Origin of the sequence: Cyclobacterium plantarum (assembly GCF_011290685.1) — a bacterium.
In the GTDB taxonomy this organism is placed as follows: Bacteria; Bacteroidota; Bacteroidia; order Cytophagales; family Cyclobacteriaceae; genus Cyclobacterium; species Cyclobacterium plantarum.
In genome coordinates, this window is the sequence record NZ_JAANYN010000006.1 from 267,585 (window position 1) to 286,021 (window position 18,437).

The 18,437-nt window shown below is 42.6% G+C and carries 15 protein-coding genes; 5 read left to right on the forward strand and 10 right to left on the reverse strand.

Annotation, left to right across the window (positions count from 1 at the left end; translation table 11 throughout):
- The gene (locus G9Q97_RS15585; RefSeq protein WP_166148421.1) at window positions 1-1,239 is read left to right on the forward strand and encodes a glycosyltransferase; all 1,239 of its coding nucleotides are present in this window, start codon (window positions 1-3) and stop codon (window positions 1,237-1,239) included.
- Here the strand turns inward: G9Q97_RS15585 and G9Q97_RS15590 are convergent.
- From G9Q97_RS15590 to G9Q97_RS15600, 3 genes are all read right to left on the reverse strand, one after another.
- Window positions 1,221-2,423, reverse strand: a complete 1,203-nt coding sequence (locus G9Q97_RS15590) for a sugar transferase (RefSeq protein WP_166148423.1) — start codon at window positions 2,421-2,423, stop codon at window positions 1,221-1,223. The two genes, G9Q97_RS15585 and G9Q97_RS15590, sit on opposite strands and share 19 nt — an antisense overlap.
- Window positions 2,416-2,823, reverse strand: coding sequence for a response regulator transcription factor (locus G9Q97_RS15595; protein ID WP_166148424.1), 408 nt, complete (start codon window positions 2,821-2,823; stop codon window positions 2,416-2,418). The genes G9Q97_RS15590 and G9Q97_RS15595 overlap by 8 nt, the downstream gene beginning before the upstream one ends.
- Window positions 2,824-3,087: 264 nt before the next feature.
- Window positions 3,088-4,035, reverse strand: a complete 948-nt coding sequence (locus tag G9Q97_RS15600; RefSeq protein ID WP_166148426.1) for a UDP-glucuronic acid decarboxylase family protein — start codon at window positions 4,033-4,035, stop codon at window positions 3,088-3,090.
- Between the two features lie 175 nt (window positions 4,036-4,210).
- Between G9Q97_RS15600 and G9Q97_RS15605 the strand changes: the two genes are divergently transcribed.
- Window positions 4,211-4,999, forward strand: a complete 789-nt coding sequence (locus tag G9Q97_RS15605) for an NIPSNAP family protein (RefSeq protein ID WP_166148427.1) — start codon at window positions 4,211-4,213, stop codon at window positions 4,997-4,999.
- 57 nt (window positions 5,000-5,056) lie between these two features.
- Here the strand turns inward: G9Q97_RS15605 and G9Q97_RS15610 are convergent, their stop codons facing one another.
- The gene (locus G9Q97_RS15610) at window positions 5,057-5,920 is read right to left on the reverse strand and encodes a type 2 periplasmic-binding domain-containing protein (protein ID WP_166148429.1); all 864 of its coding nucleotides are present in this window, start codon (window positions 5,918-5,920) and stop codon (window positions 5,057-5,059) included.
- 199 nt (window positions 5,921-6,119) lie between these two features.
- Here G9Q97_RS15610 and fbaA point away from each other — a divergent pair, with 199 nt between their 5' ends.
- Window positions 6,120-7,181: a class II fructose-bisphosphate aldolase gene (fbaA, locus tag G9Q97_RS15615; RefSeq protein WP_166148431.1), complete on the forward strand. Its 1,062-nt coding sequence runs from the start codon at window positions 6,120-6,122 to the stop codon at window positions 7,179-7,181.
- Window positions 7,182-7,232: 51 nt separating this feature from the next.
- Here the strand turns inward: fbaA and G9Q97_RS15620 are convergent, their stop codons facing one another.
- The 6 genes from G9Q97_RS15620 to G9Q97_RS15645 form a co-directional block, all read right to left on the reverse strand.
- The gene (locus G9Q97_RS15620; RefSeq protein WP_166148433.1) at window positions 7,233-9,335 is read right to left on the reverse strand and encodes an alpha/beta hydrolase family protein; all 2,103 of its coding nucleotides are present in this window, start codon (window positions 9,333-9,335) and stop codon (window positions 7,233-7,235) included.
- A gap of 111 nt (window positions 9,336-9,446) precedes the next feature.
- On the reverse strand, window positions 9,447-10,817 hold the full coding sequence (locus tag G9Q97_RS15625) for a Gfo/Idh/MocA family protein (protein WP_166148434.1): 1,371 nt from the start codon (window positions 10,815-10,817) through the stop codon (window positions 9,447-9,449).
- Window positions 10,818-10,845: 28 nt separating this feature from the next.
- A complete protein-coding gene (locus G9Q97_RS15630) occupies window positions 10,846-11,736 on the reverse strand; it encodes a TIM barrel protein (RefSeq protein ID WP_166148436.1) in 891 nt (296 codons plus the stop codon).
- 5 nt (window positions 11,737-11,741) lie between these two features.
- Window positions 11,742-12,938: an alpha/beta hydrolase family protein gene (locus G9Q97_RS15635; protein WP_246255718.1), complete on the reverse strand. Its 1,197-nt coding sequence runs from the start codon at window positions 12,936-12,938 to the stop codon at window positions 11,742-11,744.
- 17 nt (window positions 12,939-12,955) lie between these two features.
- On the reverse strand, window positions 12,956-14,224 hold the full coding sequence (locus G9Q97_RS15640) for a dienelactone hydrolase family protein (protein ID WP_187357728.1): 1,269 nt from the start codon (window positions 14,222-14,224) through the stop codon (window positions 12,956-12,958).
- Between the two features lie 29 nt (window positions 14,225-14,253).
- Window positions 14,254-15,666: a putative oxidoreductase C-terminal domain-containing protein gene (locus G9Q97_RS15645; RefSeq protein ID WP_166148438.1), complete on the reverse strand. Its 1,413-nt coding sequence runs from the start codon at window positions 15,664-15,666 to the stop codon at window positions 14,254-14,256.
- 261 nt (window positions 15,667-15,927) lie between these two features.
- Here G9Q97_RS15645 and G9Q97_RS15650 point away from each other — a divergent pair, with 261 nt between their 5' ends.
- Entirely contained in the window at window positions 15,928-16,956 is a 1,029-nt protein-coding gene (locus G9Q97_RS15650) for a LacI family DNA-binding transcriptional regulator (protein WP_166148440.1), read from the forward strand.
- 31 nt (window positions 16,957-16,987) lie between these two features.
- The gene (locus G9Q97_RS15655; protein ID WP_166148442.1) at window positions 16,988-18,397 is read left to right on the forward strand and encodes a tagaturonate reductase; all 1,410 of its coding nucleotides are present in this window, start codon (window positions 16,988-16,990) and stop codon (window positions 18,395-18,397) included.
- Window positions 18,398-18,437: the final 40 nt, after the last annotated feature.

The window sequence follows — 18,437 nt, forward strand, 5'->3', positions numbered from 1 at the left end:
ATGAATAATTTTTCAATTTCCAGTCTAAAACAACTCCCTATAGTAATGACCAGTATGTCCAGGTGGGACGGTGATTTTTCTTCTGCCTCCTGGTCGCTGGCCAAAACCTTCTCCCGGGACCAGGTGGTATTGTATGTTGATTATCCTTTTACCCTTTTGGATTATTTCAGGGAAAGAAAAAAGAAGGCGATAAGACTTAGAAAACCAGCTTTACTTTGGGGCAAAAATAATTTAAAACCTTTACCGGAATATGGCACCTATCTATATGCGCTAACCCCGCCATTGATGCTGCCTATCAATTGGCTGCCCGAGGGGATGATTTATGGTTTTCTGGCAAGGTGGAATGACAGGCGACTGGCCAAAAGCATAAAAAAAGGCTTGAAAAGGTTAAAATTAGAAGATTTCATATTTTTCAACTCCTTTAATCCACTTTACCTGAGCCAACTGCCCAAAAATTTCAAGCCCAGGGTGATTGTATACCAATCAAGAGACAATATCCGGGCTTTGGAACCTTATTTGAGAAAGCATGGGGCAGGAAATGAAATTAAGGCCATCCGTAATGCGGATATCAGCCTGGCCACTTCCCGGCAATTACAGGAAGACCTGCAGATTCTTTCCAAAAAAAATGTGGCTTATTTTCCCAATGCTGCAGATTTCAACCTGTTTAAATCCGCTTATGAAACAAAGCTTTCTTTACCAGACGACCTTCAAAATATTCCTTCCCCTATCATTGGATATACCGGCAACATCTGCCACAGGCAGGATTATGATCTGATAGCCTATATCTGTGCTTCAAATCCAGAAATCAGCCTGGTATTGGTCGGACCCAGGAACCATCAGGGGCATACCCATATTGACCTTGATAAGATTCCGAACCTGTACTTTACCGGACCAAAAGGAATCGAGCAATTACCCCAATACCTGGCTCATTTTGACCTTTTGATTTTACCCTTTTTATGCAATGAAGTGACCAGGAGCATCTACCCACTTAAAATAAATGAATACCTGGCCTCCGGCAAACCTATCGTAGCTACACCTTTTTCTGAGGATATACGTTCCTTCTATCCCCTGATCAGACTTGAAAATGACCCGGAAAGCTTTGCCCTGGCCATTAAGCAGGAACTTGAATCCGACAATCCTGATAAAGCCGAAAAAAGATATGTGGAGGCTTCCAAAAACACCTGGGAAGGAAGGGTAGCTCTTTTTTGGAAATTACTGGATCAGACATTTTCGCTCTGAAAAAGAGCCGGAATAGTACGCAGCAAAATCTTCAAATCAAACCAAAGGGAGAAATTTTTAACGTAATCATTATCCAGACTAAGCCTTTCTTCTTCCGACATTTCCCCTCGTCCCCTTTTTTCAACCTGCCAGAGGCCTGTAATTCCTGCCGGCCCCAAAAAACGGAGGGCATATTTATCCGTGGTTATTTTTTCAGCTTCATACAAAGGGAGGGGGCGATTTCCTACCAGTGACATATCACCTTTAAGTACATTCCAAAGCTGTGGTAACTCATCGATGCTGGTATTTCGAATGAATTTCCCAATCCTGGTAACACGGGGATCATCTTTTATTTTGATAAAGGCGGAATCTTGATTGCTGTTCTTTTTGGCCAAAATGATTTTTTCACATACCATTTGGTTATCGTCATAAAGGGGTTGCAAGCATCCCCCTCCCGCTTGTTCACATAATTCACAAAGTTCTTTAACCGCTGTGGTTTCTGTTGCTGGTATGCTTTCTTCGTCTGCCGATTTCTCCGGATGGTTGTATTGGTTAAGGTGCTTGAGTTGTTGAAGTTTGGCATCGGCATCGGGATCCATGGACCGGAATTTGTAGAATTTAAAAATCGTATAGCCCGTACCTACCCGGTAAGAATAATAAAATACCGGACCTCTTGATTCCAGTTTGATTAAAATAGAAACGATTAAAAACAAGGGGCTCAATGCAAATAAAATCAACCCTGAAACAAAAACATCAAACAATCTCTTCAACCAGGGAATACTGTAGGGCTCAACCCGGGTGATTTCTGTATCTTTCAGCCTTTTGATCGGATGGTTGATTTGGAATTCCAGCCTGGTCTTTAACTTTTTTTTATTGATAGGCTTGGTAAAAATATCCGCAACACCTTTACCGATGGCTTTGAGGATTTCTTCCCTGTTGACTTTTTCCATAATGAGGAAAAAAGGCAGGTATCCAAACCCCAGTTTTTCCATGGTTTTTTTTAAAGAAAGGCCATGAACATCCTGCAAGGCAGCATCACTCAGCACCAGACAAAATTCTTTTGGAGATTGGGCAAGATGGTTATAAAAAACGATCCCATTGGAAAAGCTGACTATCTCAAATTTATCCTCCACTGCCTGAATCACCGATTCAATTAACTGCTTACTTTCGGAAATCAGCGCAATTTTAAGAAAATGATCAGCCATTGATAGATTCCATTGCAAGTTTTCCCGACCTCCTTAAAATGGAATTGATCCTTGCCTCAAGCTCTTTTGGATTAAAAGGTTTCACCATGAAATCGTCTGCTCCCAGATTCAAAATGTCAATCTTTTTTTCAGATGACTCAGTAGCGGATAGGACGATCAATGGTATCTCGGCAAAAAAGCCACTGGAACGAATAAACTCAACAAATTCAGACCCGTTGATATCGGGCATATTCAAATCACAAATGATAATATCGGGCAGGTTACCTTCATGCATGACGGCGATAGCGTCTGCCGGTTTACTAAAAACCTTTACGTCAAATTTTTCCTTGAAATAATGTTGAATGATAAGCAAAACTGAAGGCTCATCATCAATGGCAAATAATCTATACCCGCTTTTCATAGCTACAAGTACTTTTAGGTGATTTATAATTGTCACTAAAGGTAAATATCTACAAGCAAATAAAAAAAGGTTTATTCAATTTTCTTTTAATTAAAATAAAATATTTTGAATTTTTATTTATCTAAAATATGGATTTTTAATAAAATACAAAATTTAATATTTAAAAAACTAAATAGTGGGTTTAAAAAAGAAATCACTTTTATTGATAAAAAAAGGCATTGCCCCCGATTGGAAACAATGCCTGTGTAAATCCTGCAAATAGGATCAATACCCTCCTTCTTTCAATACCTGGTCGAAGTACCTGATCGTTTCTTTCAAACCTTCTTTCAATTGAATTTTAGGTTCCCAACCCAGTTCTTTTTTGGCCAGATCAATATTGGGTTTTCGCTGCATGGGGTCATCCTGAGGTAAGGGTAGGAATTTCAGCTTACTTTTTGATCCGGTAAGTTCCAAAACGTTTTCAGCCAGCTCCAACATGGTAAATTCCACGGGGTTACCAATGTTTACCGGGCCTATAAAACCTTCACGGCTGTTCATTAATTTGTGCATGCCGGAAATCAAATCACTCACGTAGCCAAAACTTCTGGTCTGTTTACCATCTCCAAAAATGGTAATGTCCTCTCCTTTCAGTGCCTGTACAATAAAATTGCTCACTACCCTTCCGTCGGAAGGGTGCATTCTGGGGCCATAGGTATTAAAAATACGCATCACCTTGATACTTAACTTTTGCTGCCGGTGGTAGTCAAAAAACAAGGTCTCAGCACACCTCTTGCCTTCGTCATAACAGGCTCGGGGTCCGGTCACACTTACACTGCCCTTATAGGATTCCGGCTGAGGATGGATTTCCGGATCGCCATACACTTCACTGGTGCTGGCCTGCAAAATCCTTACTTTCAATCTCTTAGCCAGACCCAACATGTTGATGGCACCCAATACGCTGGTCTTGGTCGTTTGAACGGGGTCAAACTGATAGTGGACCGGGCTGGCGGGACATGCAAGGTTGTATATTTGATCCACCTCAACATACAATGGAAGAGTAACATCATGCCTTAGAAATTCAAAATTTTTATTGTCCAGCAGATGGTGAATATTTCTTCTTCTTCCGGTAAAAAGGTTGTCCGCACACAAAACTTCATTCCCTTCACTTAAGAGTTTGTCACAAAGGTGGCTGCCCAAAAAACCAGCTCCACCGGTTACTAAAATCCTCTTCATTTTTTCTTAAAATAATTGATTTAAAAACAAGCCTTTAGCATGCTAAAGTATAAAAATCAAAAATAACAATATATTTCCCATTGGTATAATATTTTTTTAAAGTAATTCAATTTTACTTACTTTTGGTCAAAATATTATTCTTGATATCAGGTACCAAACCTAAATTACAATCAACATGAACCAAAATAAACTTATTATTGCCTCTTTGGTCACTCTTTTTACTTTTTCTTTGAGCTATATTACTCTCGCACAGGATGGTAAAAGGGACTTGTATGCGCTTAAAATATACCATATAGCTAATAGCGATCAGGAGAAAATGATAGATCAATACCTGAAATCCGCTTTTATTCCTGCCGCACACAAAGCCGGTGTAAGTAATGTTGGCGTCTTCAAACCTCTTCCTTCAGAGGAGGATGCCGGTGAGAAAATTTATGTCTTTCTCCCATTTAAAAATTCCAAAGCATACTTCGAATTTCAAAATAAGCTGGAAAAAGACCAAACTTATCAAAATTCCGGAAAGGATTATATCTATGCTGCTCACGACAATCCTCCTTACACAAGGTTGGAAACCCGTTTACTGCAAGCTTTTACCGGAAACCCCAGAATGAGTACCCCGGAGCTTTCTTCACCTAAAAATGAGAGGGTGTACGAATTGAGAAGTTATGAGGCTGCAACGGAAAGGCTGTACCGACAAAAGGTAAAGATGTTTAACAGCGGTGAAATTGATATTTTTGATAAATTGGACTTCAATCCGGTTTTTTATGCAGAAACCCTTGCAGGTGCCACCATGCCCAATCTCATGTATCTGACAACATTTGAGAACATGAAAGAACGCAATGCCCATTGGGATGCATTCAGAGTGGACCCTGACTGGGAGGCCATGAAAGACCTGGAAGAATACCGCAACACCGTATCTAAAAATGTCACCCGCCTTTTGAGGCCTACCGATTATTCAGATTTTTAATTTTGTTTGATACAAAGTTAAAAGGACCAGCTGTTAAAATAGCTGGTCTTTTTCGGCTTAACCTATTTCAGCAACCACAAAACTTTCGGGATTTAATTTTTTATTTATCAGTTTAAGATCTTCCAGAATTTCCATGGTCTTTAGCAGGTGATGTGCTGCCACTTTTTTATGGGTTGACCATGTTGTCTGGGAAATCCATTCCCTGACATCTGCCTGTTCGAGTTGATACTTTTCACTAATCTGCTTTACCGACGCCACTTTATCTTTCATGATGGATAAGTTAATTTCATAAAGGGCATCCCTGATCTGAAAAGCAAGAGGCCCATTATCCTGCAGCATTTTTTCCGAAGCTACTATTACAAAACAGGGCCAGGGCGTTGGTATTTCCCCTACTCTTCTGAACAATCCTTTGTCCACCAACGGTTTGGTCGTGTATTTTTCCCATAAAAAAGCTTTGGGACTACCTTTCTTAAACGATTGGATGGCACCGTCCAGATTACCAATGATTTCAAAATCTATTTCACTGGTCTCCCATCCCTCCTTTTGGGCCAATAAATAAGTCATTAAATGTGAACCTGAGCCCATTCTGCTGACCAGAAATGGTACATTCTTCAGATCTGTAACCTTTTCTAAATCTGTTTTTGCAGGCACATGTATCCCCCAGACCAAGGGAGAGTCCACATGAAAGCCAATAATTTTACCAGGATTACCCTCAATTTTGTCCTTAACAAAACTTTCGGTAAGCACAATGGCCAGGTCAGTATTTCCCTCCCTTAAGGCCCTGTTCATGGCTCCGGAACCTCTGGATTCATTTTCCCAAACCAGCTGTACATCACTGTCCAAAAAAGGTTGATTTTCCACAAGCTTCTGCCAGGGGAAATTAAAATGTTCTGGTACACCTGTTATGTTGATTTTTTCCATAAACAAAGATATAAAGGAAATTTTATAGTTTCTAACAGATAATATGAAGCCTGTTATACTAGCTTTCTTTGGTCAAATGGTTTTTTTCAGCCTAATAATAAGGCATTTGTTCAATGGTATTCCTATCTTTGAATTATAGTTTCCATTCAAAAGCATTTGAACAGGGATCAACATTTAATTTAAACATAAATCATTCAATATGAAATTTAAACCTGGAGTAAAATATGGTGAAGAACTGAAAGATCTGATCGCATATGCTAAGGAAAGCGAATTTGCGATGCCGGCCGTTAACTGTATCAACAGCAATACGGTCAATGCCGTACTGGAAACGGCCAAAAAAGTGAACTCACCTGTAATGATTCAATTTTCCAATGGGGGAGCCCAATTTTTTGCAGGAAAAGGTCTGCCCAACGACAAACAACAGGCTTCCATAGCAGGTGGTGTATCCGGTGCCATGCACGTTCAAAAAATGGCAGAGGTATATGGGGTTCCTGTCATCCTGCACACCGATCACGCAGCAAAAAAACTACTCCCATGGATTGACGGTCTGCTTGAAGAAGGCAAAGCCTACTATAAAGCTTTCAAGAAACCCCTGTTCAGTTCACATATGTTGGATCTTTCAGAAGAACCTTTGGAGGAAAATATTGAAATCTCCGTAAACTACTTCAAAGAGTTTGCCAAGTTGAAAATGGCCATCGAAATAGAACTTGGTGTTACAGGTGGTGAGGAAGATGGAGTGGACAATACCGATGTGGACAGCTCCAAACTCTATACCCAACCAGAGGAAGTTGCTTATGCTTATGAAGAATTGAAAAAAGTAGATGACATGTTTACCGTGGCAGCAGCCTTTGGGAATGTTCATGGGGTGTACAAACCGGGAAATGTATCCCTTAAACCAGAAATTCTTAAAAATTCTCAGGATTATATCAATGAAAAATTTGGTACGGTAGGCAAACCCGTCAACTTTGTTTTCCATGGAGGATCCGGTTCCAGTGTAGAAGAGATCAGAGAGGCCAATAGCTACGGTTCAGTCAAAATGAACATTGACACTGATCTTCAATGGGCTTTCTGGGAGGGTGTGTTGAACTATTATCATGAGAAAGAAGGCTATCTTCAAACGCAACTCGGTAATCCGGAAGGTGCAGATAACCCGAATAAAAAGTCTTATGACCCAAGGGTCTGGCTCAGGAAGGGTGAAGAAAATTTTGGAAAAAGGTTAGAGTTGGCCTTTGACATGCTCAATGCCATCAACAGAAATTAAATTTTCAAACAGCAAAAAAAAGCTACCCGGATTGGGTAGCTTTTTTTTGTATCAGGGATTCAGCCATTTTCGTAAATACGCTTTTCTCTCACCGGGATCAGTCACCTGTATGGTTTCCACCTGGCTTTCCCGAAAGCTTTCTGACCAGTTGGGAAGGGAGCCTGGATCCATTTCGTTTTTTTCTATTACAAGGGGTTTTCTATTGGATAGATTTTCCAAAAGATCTGGCAGATCATAAGCTGGCAGGGCTCCGGCAACCGTATAGGCAATATTGGCAGGGTCGTAATTTTCCTGCGCCACCAGAGACCTATAAGAAAGCATGGGGTCTATGAGCGCAATTGAAGCAATATCAGGATTGTAATTGGCTGCATGAAGCAATACTGCTGCCATCTGACCTTTGGCCAAACTTTTTATTTCATCTGCTCCCTGAGACTCTTGCAATACTTTAACCAAACGGTTGACATCTCCAGCATGAAGGCCCACAATACTTCTACCGATCAGGATACTACCAAACCACAAGTTATAAGACTCCCCCTGAAAGTTTGAATCTCCCGTAAATCCACCATTGCCCATTTCTCCGGTGTTTAACAAATCCGGAGCCAAAACCATCTGGCCTTCCTGTACCAATGCTTCCATGGTTCCCCCTACAGCTGCATCAATGCCCTTTCCCTCAGGATCCAAATAAATTACAGCTTTGGAAGTCATTTTATCCGGTCTCATCAATAGGTAGGGAACCCAATAGTCTCCTTCTCCCTTCATTAAATACTTTTCAACCACGTACCCATCTCTTTGAAACCTTCCCGTCATCATGGTTTCTATATCCGAAGAAGGCTCCCGATACCCAGAAAGCTTCCTTGAACGGCTTACACGTTCGGCCAGGGAGCCGTTTAGCTGCTTTGGCAAATGGGCCTGATTGAGTTCCTGAATGGTCTTACCTGGATAACTGCTAAGGACCTGTCCAGTCGGGGTAACCTGCAGTTCCTCACGACTCAGGGTATCTATGTTCTGGTCTATTGAAGAGCCTGGCCAGTCCAGGTGTTTTTGAAAAAAAGCATACATGACCTCTCTGTTCCTGAGGGTTGAAGCATGCCCGGCGTCATCCTCCACCATCTCAAATCTATCTGAGAGACCATATGCATCATAAATCCTTTGAACCTGATCCCTGGTTTCCCTGGCTCCTTCAATGTTGAAAATATCCCTGGTTGTGGTGATCATCAGGTTGGGCTTGGGAGCCCTTACCAACAAAAGATCCGGCTGGTCCAGGCCGGCAGCAATGCCCCTGAAAAAGTTTTGTTCTGCATCCTGAGGTCCATGGGTGAGCAGCAAACGCCTGAAATTGGTTATGTAATTTTCCGGAGCTGAGGCATAAATGCGCGAATCAAATGCTGCAATATATGCCGCCTGGGTTCCTCCTCCCGATCTGCCGGTAATGCCGATTCTAACTGGATCCACCTCAGGGCGGCTAATCAGGTAATCCATTGCCCGGATACCATCCCATATCATGTATTTGGCCTGGGAAGTACCGGCTACAAATGCCTGCGCACCGGGATAGGAATGCTGTTTGGTGGGACCTCCAATGGTAGGTTTGTTGGTGGAAGGATCAAAATATTCCAGGCGCTCACCTTGCCCCACCGGATCAAATGCCAATACGATAAAACCTTTTTTAACCAGGTTTAATATCACATGTTGATAGGTAAAGCTCCTGTATGATTCCAGGGCATGACCGGAACAATAAATAATGGCCGGTGCCTTTCCGGCCAACTCATCCGGTAGAAACAGGGTAGCGCTCACATAAAACCCTGGCTGCGATTGAAATACCACATGCTCCATACGGAAACCTTCCCGCTGCACCGTACGGGTAATTGCTGCTTTTAAGGGGGTTTTCTCTGGGAAAGGCCCAACTACCTGCATTAATTTTTCCTTGATTCCAGCTTGCCAATCCTGCCATTCTGCTTTTGATTGGATGTTTTCCAAGGCTTTTTCCCTTTCATCCAGTAAGTCAAAAGCCTGCCGGGTCTGGTGTCTGTATAAAGCATTAGGACCATCCGTAAAACTGACCCAATGGGATTGGATAACCTTTAAATCCTCCTGAGCATGGGCAGGCAAAAACCCGCAGGCAAGTATTAACAAAGTCAGAAAAAAGGTCTTCAACATGTTTTAGGTATTTAGAAATAAAAGGGGTAAACATAAGACTTACCCCCCTTGAACAACAAAAGTAGAATAAGCCTTATTTATATTTTAATTCAAAAGGAATTCATATAGCAATTACACCTGCTCAGGAACCACATATGGAGGCCTGCTGGGCCTGGTCAGCATGGTATCTGCTTCGGTATCGTTGGCGAATTTCTCATAATCTCCCATAAACTTTAATCCCCTTTCCAATCGATAGGAAATATTGGCAATTAATGGAAGTGCAGAAGAATAATATCCTTCCATGATATCACAATTCAGACTTTCCTTTTTGCCATCCCTTATAGCATCCAGGAAGTTGGCATAATGTTCAGCTCCTCCTGGTGCTGCCAGTACATTGGAACCTGGTTCTTGTGGAGCTGCTTCCTGAGAGCTTGCAAAGGGCTCCTTTTCATCTTGTCTGAAGGCTTTCCAGGTGCTGCCATTAAGCTCCAGATAGCCGTCGGTTCCATAAAACATGTTTCCGATTTTGATATCAAGACTGGACTCTCCGTGGGTATACCTGCCCCGTGTTTCAAATTCCAAAATTTTTCCATCATCATATTTGAAAATAGACGTTTGGGTATTTGGTGTCTCCTGAGAACATTGCTGTGGTGTCATCCCATAAATATCCCCAGATGAATAAACGGAAACAGGATGTTCGTTCTTGTTCAATCCCCATCTGGCCACATCAAACTGGTGTGGTCCCTGGTTACCTGTGTCGCCATTTCCAGTATCCCAGTGCCAATGCCAGTTGTAATGCCCTTTTTTCTCATTATATGCCCTGTAAGGAGCAGGACCTAACCACAGATCATAATGCAAACCTTCCGGAGGAGTACTGTCTCTGCTGATGCCAAATGAATTTCTGGGCTTGTAGCAAAGCCCTTTGGCCATGTACACTTCCCCTATATTGCCATCATGTAAAAACTTCATGGCGTCCATGACATTTTTAATGGATCGATTTTGGAAGCCCACTTGCACGATACTGTCATATTTTCTGGCCGCCTCGATCATTTTTCTACCTTCAAATACGTTGTGACTAGCTGGCTTTTCTACATATACATGTTTGCCTGCCTGGCAGGCCCAAATGGTTCCCAAAGCATGCCAATGATTGGGTGTGGCAAAGGATAAAGCATCCACTTCCGGATCTTCAAAAACCCTTCTCATGTCATATGCTGTACCCGGTTTATCCCCTACCCTGTCATTCACCAGTTTCACCTTTTCAGCCCAGGTATTTTCATCCACATCGCATAAGGTTTTGATCACCACGTTGCGGCTCTCTTTTAATTTACAGAATTGATTGATGTGATTGGTACCCTGCCCCCTGATACCTATTACCGCCAGGTGCATCCTGTCGTTGGCTCCCATGATTTTTCCATAGGACTTGGCACTCATGCTCATGCCAGCTAATGCTACTCCGGCACTACCCATCAAGCTTTTCCTGATAAATTCTCTTCTTTCGGTCATTATTCTTTTGTTTTTTTAGGACTGACTGCTATAAACTGGAAATATAATTTTCGAACATTTGCTTTTGAGCCACCATGGAAGCCACTTTATCCGCCGGATTGCTGTGTGCTTCCAGCAAAATCCAGCCCTGATAATTGGCCTGGTCCAATAAGCGAAAAAGATCCTGATAAGGATAATCATTTTCATCAAAAGCCCTTACATGGGTGGTGTCTCCCAACCACTTTTTCACCATATTGAAATTCGCCTCCAATCCTGGTTCCATCAGGTCAGTATCGTTGCTGTTCCAACATATCTTTACATTGGAAGAGGTAACCTGATCAAATATCGCCTTCATCACGGGAAGTTGCTGGGTGATCCTGCCATGAACTTCCACACGGACCAACTGCCCATGGTCAGCCCCAAATTCCCCCACCTCACTAAGGGATTTAGCGATCTGTGCGATGGTCTTCTCTCTTGAAACACCTTCAGGAAGGGTATTTGGTTTTACTTTAATGCCTGTTGCTCCTATATCGTCACAAAGTTGAATGTAGGCCTTGGTTTGCCTGATGTTTTCCACCACCAAAGCCGGGTCAGTGCTGTGATATTCAAAATTGCTTCCATAACCCACGCAGCTAACCGGACTATCTTCAAACCTGCTCCGAATCTCCTTTCTTTCAGCCTTGCTAAGGTGCGCTTCCACCCCATGGGCATGTTCTGTCCTTAACTCTACCCCTTCATACCCGGTTTTCTCACAATTACTGATCAATTCTGCCAGGGACCAGTCTTTTCCCCAAAGGTAGGTTACCAGGCCAAAATTCATTTTTGATACTTTCATACCGGCCGTAGCTGGCAAAGACCAGGAACCCAAAGTACCCATTGCAAGGCCGGAAAGCATGCTTTTTTTCAGGAAATTTCTCCTGTTATTTTGATTGTTCTTCATACAAATTACCATTTAACATCGAATATGGAAGTGATGGCTGTTTCAGGAAAAGGGGATTTTTCATTAAACGGGTACAAATCTTCCTGGGCTTCCAGTTCAACATTATCCTCATTTAACCTTCCATCCTTATGCATGGCCTTGGAAAGATCCAATCCCAGATGTTCGGCTAAAAAGGGATAAACTGCTTGACGTTTTTTGTCATCATATCCATGATTATCGGCTGGAATATGGATGTTTTGAACCATTTCCTTTTTACCTTTCAATCCATAAATGTATTGCAGGTGGGGGTATTCCACCTGAGGTGTATTTTTGGTCCAATCTCCTCCTACAGATACCAGCAAAAGAGGTTTTGGAGCGACCAGAGCCGCAATTTCTACATTGTTGGTTTGGAAATTTTTATTCTTATGAATGGGCATCCCGCTTTCACATACACAGCCCCCGAAAAAATGGGCGGATACCATGACTACAGGTGCTACCACATCGATCCGATCATCCACAGCAGCCAAAAGAAAGGATTGGGTAGCCCCCCCTGAAGCTCCTGTCACGGCCAACCGCTCAGGGTCTGCGCCCATTGACAGAATAAAATCCACTCCCCGTATACTGTTCCATAGTTGGAGTTTTAGCACTTCCCCGTCTTCTCTGTGGTCCCAGCCGAGCTCTTTTTGCTGTCCATAGCCCACGGCATCATAGGCCCAGACCATGGCCCCCATCCTTGCCATAGAGGCAAATCTTTTTTGTGCATCTGGCCGGTAACGGCCCACCTCTCCTTCCTTATCCCAATGGCCATGAGGACTGAGAATTCCTGGTGCTTTACCCGTGAATTCCGCTGGCATGTACAGGCTTCCAGTGACAAATACTCCGGGTAAGCTTTCGAAAGCTACATTCCGGACACTATAACCATCATATTCCCTAATCTCGCCCATGATGGGGTTCATGGGACCCTTTTCAGGCATTTTGTCCAAGCCCGTTCCCTTTAAAATTTGCTTGCGAATGGTTTTGGCCCTTTTGTCCCAGGCTTTTTCGCTGGTATATTCAGTCTGCATCATTTGCAGGAAACCGGCTCCTTCTTCTTCTGTCCAATGAGCACCTACGCAAAGCATATCATCCGATGCTGAAGATTGAGCTTTGGAACCCCATATGGGGAAGAGCAATAACAAAGAGAAAAAGAACGAGAAGTTTAATGGGTAATGGATTATTTTCATTTTCATAAAGGTTTGTGTCAAGCTTTTAACCATTTGTCCCACCAGGAAAAGGCTTCCTGCTGCATGTCCGCATCAAATTTATGGGGACCGGGATAATAGGAGGCCTTGTAATTGTCGCTGAATCCAGCCTTTTCATAGATGTCTGCCAGAATTTTATCTGCTTTTTCCATCTCTGGCAAGGTATACAATTGATCTTCCTTATCGTTTAATACCAAGGTCGGCAATGGGACCCTTAACCCCAGTATTTCAGGAAAATCAAGTTCTTCAGGCAACCTGGGAACATATGTCATCCAGGTATGGGTATAGGACTTATTCAAAATGAAATCTGTCCAGGTACTCATAAAACCCACACAAACGGCACATTTGATCCTGTGGTCTAACCCGGCCATCATAACCGTTCGTAAGCCCCCACCGGACAGGCCTCCACAGCCCACCCTTGCTTCATCCACATCAGGTCTGGCCAAAAGCAGGTCAAGAGCAACCTTATCCTCGGCAAAGAAGACCCCCGGCCAGGTAGTGCCACCACAAAACAGGGATTTTGCCATAATATGTTCGTGGTTACCCGCCCAGTCATTATAGGCAGCAATATTTCCGGCATTTTCCGAATTCTTGTCCGTCAGACCGGAACGCAGGTGATCAGGGACATCCTCCATCATTACCCGTCTGCTGGCAAATGTAAAAGCATCTGAAACCATCACCACATATCCTCTTTTGGCGATCTCATTGGCCCATGCCTTACCTTCATAGTAATGGTCCTGATGTTCAACCATCAACTCATGTTGGCCTTTTCCTGTTCTGGTGATTTTTCTTAATCCAAAATACTTGTTACCTCCATGGTCATGAAAAGCCAGAATAGCAGGTAGTTTACCTTTGGCACCTGCAGGCTTTAGCACCAGTGCTTGTGTAGGCCGGCCATAGGGAAGCTGCCAGGATATGGATTCGATCTCCAAGCCATCATGCACATGACTATCATGCCGTGTGACAACAGGAAGCGGGCCTGTATCTGGAATACCCATGCGCTCCCTGGTTCTATCGAGGGCCAATGCCTTCCATTGCTCCAAATTGGTGAATGAAGGGTTTCTGTAGGAAAATTTGGGCAAGGAATCTTTAATCAGGCCATCCACCCATGGTCCATATGGACCGATAATGCTTTGACCATTTACTGCCATCTTGTTGGTGTTTTTTGTAAAAACTGATGCATGAGATACTGGCATGTGAATGCCGGCGGCAAATCCGAAGCCTGCCAATCCTGCCTGCTTGATAAATGATCTTCTTGGTTTTTCCATAATAAAATTCGGCTATGCAACGGGCAGAATTATTGTGCCATTTCCAATGCTTTTGTGGTGACATAATATTTGGCAAGCATATTGGGCACCTCCCATTCGGGTAATTTACCTGCTGTCAGGTATTCTATATATCGCTCTGTTACCTCCCTGAAATGGTCCTCGTGGCTGGTTCTGAAAGCCTGAGGGATTTCTATGCGCCAGGCATCTTTGTCAGCTACCTTTACCACACCCAGGCCCTCGTATTTCTCTGTTAAATTTTCGACCTGCTCTTTAAGAGTTTCTTCAAAATCGGCCAGGTCTACCCCCTCAACCGGTTCTATGTACAATTCAGTAATGTATTTTTCTTCGGCATCCTGACGAATCACCAGATTGGACTTGCTGCCCCGCATGATAGAATAATGGGTATCAGCAGACCCTTCAGGTGCTACATAGTTCCAAATCACAGAGACCTTGGCATGAACATCATTGATGGTGTAATTGATCTCTCCATTGCCGTAAACTTTTAAAATACCATCTTCCACTACCCCACCCAGGTAATCCGGGTACGACGGTAAACCCGTGGAGCGGGTAAATTGATCCAGGGTCAGGTCAGTGGTCCATCTCCTGGCATTGATCATTTCGATGTCATTTTCATAATCGATGATCTCTTCCGGAAAACTTTCCCATTGCACCAAATCTACCAGGTGAGTGGTCACATCAACGATTCCATTTCCTTGCTGGCTCACATCATAAAACCAGGCCGGCCTGATCAAAGGACTGCCGGATACCTGTTTGTAAAAATGGTGAACGCTTTCCTTCGTAATGGCGGGATCTTCCAGGCTTCCTTTTTCCAATTCACCAAATACTTCCGGTATCATGGAAAACTCCCTTTGAAGAATGGTAGATATTTCAAACCTTTCTGTCATGATATCGAAAAGCAGCACATTGTTTTCTTTGGCCAACTCAAAGGATTCTTTGAGCATTTCGAATCCGGCAACATCAATGGCCATCGGTTTATCTGCCAATACATGGAGACCGGCCGCAACGGTAGCCTTGATATTTGCGGTTTTTTCTTTGTTATTTCCTGCGGTAACCATTACGTTACCTTTTTTCTCACTAAGCATTTTTTCTAAATAATCATCCCCTGTATACACTTCCATCTCCCAACTGGTAGGATCTTCAGGACGCGTATTATAACGCTCAATTGCCTGCAGGTAGGCCTTTAGTTCAGGACCATCTGGCGCATACACATGAACCTTGGGGTCCACCTGATCATACATGGACTTCTTAACCAGGTGGGCATGAAAATGTCCGGGGTCCAGGGTAAGCAACTTGATTTCGTTCTTTTCTCCGGTAAAGGTTGTTTTCACTTCTTCTTCCTCCATTTTTTCGTTGGAACATGACACAGCTAAAAGTAAAATTGATGCCGCCACAGGTGACCAAAATTTACTATTGATTTTCATAATTTTTATTTTATATTTTAGATGATAATTGGTTAAATTTTACAAAAAAGATATTTTACATTTAAATATCTGAAATACCCCCTCTACTGTTTCCAATTTTTCGGGTTAATGGGACAATAAGGAATTAAATATAAAGAATAAAGCAAAAGAATAAAACATATATTAGCGCAATCGATTGCATTTGCTGGATTATTTCCTTATCATTCATTTTAATTGGCTTTAAGGCTGCTATGCCCCATATTCTGCGTCCAGTAAAAATAAATGAGAAAGAAAGAAAAAATCACCATCCATGACATTGCTTTGGAAGTTGGTGTTACCGCCTCCACGGTTTCCAGAGCCTTGAATAACCACCCCAGAATTAGCGCAACAACAAAAAAAATGGTCCTGGATGCCGCAAAGGCCATCAACTACAAACCCAATAGAATTGCCGCTGCCCTTCGCCATGGAAAGAGTAAACTGATTGGTATTATTGTGCCTACCATTAACAGGAATTTCTTCTCCTCCATTGTTCGCGGAATTGAGGAACATGCCAATGCATTGGATTATAAAGTCATGATCAGCCAATCCTATGATGACTACAAAAAAGAAGTCGCAACCATCGAGGCCTTGCTGGATGCCAGAGTGGATGGGATAATGGTCTCTTTGGGAAAAAACACGCATAATTTCAACCATTTTGAATCTGTACTTCAAAAAGGCATCCCCCTGGTTTTTTTTGATCGGACCACGGATAAATTGAATGTAAATCAAGTCATCATCAATGATTATCTATCTGCCTATCAGGCCACAAACCATTTGATTGAGCAAGGTTACCGGCATATTGCCCATTTTACCAGCCACATGAAAATCAGGATTTATCAGGAAAGATTAAGAGGTTACGAACAAGCACTTTTGGACAATGGTATTAATTTTGATCCAAGATTAGTGGTAGAAAGCAATATGCAATTGGACGGGGGACAAAAGAGTACCCATCGACTATTAGATAATAATTTGGGGTTTGATGCCATTTTTTCTGCCAGTGATTATGCTATTGTTGGGGCTTTACAGGAATTGAAACGCATCAATGTGAAAATCCCTCAAGAAGTTGGTTTGGTAGGATTCAGTAATGAGCCTTTTACTGCTTTCACAGAGCCCACTCTCAGCACGGTGGATCAAAAAGCCATTGATATGGGACAAAGTGCGGCTGCATTGTTTTTCGAAATGGTCAATGCCGACCAGAGAAATAAGCCTAAAGTAAAAAAGGTCCTTGATGCCAATCTGATCATCAGGGCCTCTTCCAAAAGATTGCAATGATTAAATTTAAACCCTAATTAAATCCTATAAAATGAAACCTTTAAACAGACAAAACACAGGAAAAACCTCTCCAAGACCCTTGAAAATCGTTCAATTCGGAACTGGTAATTTTTTGAGAGGTTTTGCCGATTGGATGGTACAAGTGCTCAACGATCAGGCTGAATTTAACGGTGATATACAAATGGTGCAGGTGCACAGCAGAAAACCTGCCAGGATAATCAATGAACAGGAAGGTCTTTATCATGTGATCGTCAGGGGTTTTCAAAAAGGTGAAACCGTGGAAGAAAATCAGCTCATCGATTGTGTAAGAGGGGCCATTAATCCATACATCGATTACAAAGGGTTTTTGGAATTGGCCAATTCTCCTGAACTTGCCTTTATCTTTTCCAATACCACGGAGGCAGGAATTTATTTTGAAGAGAAGGACAGGGATTGGACCATTACGCCGGAATCCTTTCCGGGTAAATTAACCGCATTGCTCTTCCAGCGGTTCAGGCACTTTGAAGGTGATCCGGACAAGGGACTGCTTATCCTGCCTTGTGAATTGATAGCGGACAACGGCCAGAAACTTAAAGAAAATGTCCTTAGGTATGTGGATCTATGGAACCTTCCCGGCACTTTTGAAGACTGGCTGGTCAAATACAATACTTTCTGCAATACGCTTGTAGACAGAATCGTACCCGGATTCCCAATTGACGCCGCTGAAAAAATACAAGAAAATCTGGGGTACAGGGATGATCAAATGGTGATGGCAGAGCCATTTCACTTTTGGGCCATAGACGGGCCGGATGAGCTGAAAGAGAAATTTCCGGCAGACAAGCAGGGGCTTAACGTAAAATTCGTTGCTGATCTCACTCCTTTCAGAACCCGCAAAGTCCGGATTTTGAATGGGGCCCATACCAGCTTGGTTCCCGTTGCCTACCTAAAAGGAATAAGGTTGGTAAAAGAGGCCATGGATGATTCGGGTACAAGTGATTTTATCGAGCAAACCATTTTTAAAGAAATCATCCCTTCCATGGATTTGCCGGAAGATATCCTGAAACCTTTTGCCGAAGCGGTCCTGGACCGTTTCAGAAATCCATTTATCAAACATAAATTAAGTGATATTGCGCTAAACTCCATTTCCAAATGGAAAGTAAGGGTACTCCCATCACTACTGGATTTTATCAGAAAAGAAAACCGGTTGCCACAGCATCTTTGCGAAGCCTTTGCGGCCTTGATTGTTTTTTACAGGGGGCATTATAAGGGAGAAAAGATACCTTTAAAGGACAAAGAGGAAATACTGCATTATTTCGACCAAATTTGGAAGATCAAATCAAGCGAAGAGGTAGTAGCTGGTGTACTGTCAAAAATTGAATTTTGGGACCAGGACCTCAATCTTATCCCAGGCCTGAGTCAAGCCTTGATCCGGGAAGTGGATTTACTATTGGAAAAAGAATAAAGGCAATAAAAAAAGGCTTTGAGTTTCAAAGCCTTTTTTT